The organism is Benzoatithermus flavus (assembly GCF_037908215.1).
In the GTDB taxonomy this organism is placed as follows: domain Bacteria; phylum Pseudomonadota; class Alphaproteobacteria; order Geminicoccales; family Geminicoccaceae; genus Benzoatithermus; species Benzoatithermus flavus.
This window is the reverse complement of the sequence record NZ_JBBLZC010000091.1, coordinates 1-702: the sequence shown is the minus strand read 5'-3', so window position 1 is coordinate 702 and position 702 is coordinate 1. Positions and strand designations below refer to the sequence as shown.

1 protein-coding gene and 1 pseudogene are annotated in these 702 nt (G+C 49.6%); both read right to left on the bottom strand.

Features of this window, described 5'->3' with window-relative positions; translation table 11 throughout:
• Window positions 1–345: 50S ribosomal protein L13 (gene rplM / locus U1T56_RS24215; protein ID WP_418162049.1), on the bottom strand; the 345-nt coding region annotated here is incomplete at its 3' end.
• 227 nt (window positions 346–572) lie between these two features.
• Window positions 573–702: pseudogene (locus tag U1T56_RS24210) on the bottom strand (tRNA pseudouridine(38-40) synthase TruA); the annotation flags it as partial.

Below are 702 nucleotides of genomic sequence, written 5' to 3'. Positions count from 1 at the left end.
AAGGCTGCCTTTTGGAAGCATGCCGCGCACCGCCCGTTCAATCATTTTTTCCGGATAATTCGTGCGCATTTCGAGCGCCGTTCTCACTTTCAAACCGCCTGGATATAAGCTGTGGCGATAGTACAATTTTTTCGTTAACTTTTTCCCTGTCAGTTCCACTTTGTCAGCATTGATGACGATCACATGATCCCCGCAGTCAACGTGCGGAGTGAATGTCGGTTTATGTTTGCCGCGCAACAGCGCTGCGACTTCGCTGGCCAGACGACCCAACGTTTTGCCGGCTGCGTCGACAACGTACCATTTACGCTCTACTTCATTCGGTTTCGCCATATAAGTCGTACGCAATGTAGTTCCCTCCTAAAAAGAAAAATGAACAAGTAAAGTTGTTTATTTCAACACGATTGCTGTCCGGGGCTAATCGTGGAAAATACATGCCATATGATATAATAGCTTGCCGGAACGCCAATGTCAAGAAGATGTTACACGGGGACTCGTTGTCTTCACTTATGGCGCCCCGGTTTTTTGTCATCTAAAAGCGTGAGACGACTTTCGAACACGGTGTTTACCACCGGTCAACTGACGGCGAAAAACTCATCATCATAGTACACCCGCCATAAATACAATCCTTCCGCCGGCGCCGTCGGGCCAGCGAGTCTCCGGTCTTTGGCTGCAAGCAATGCTGCAATGTCTGCCGGGGACCGC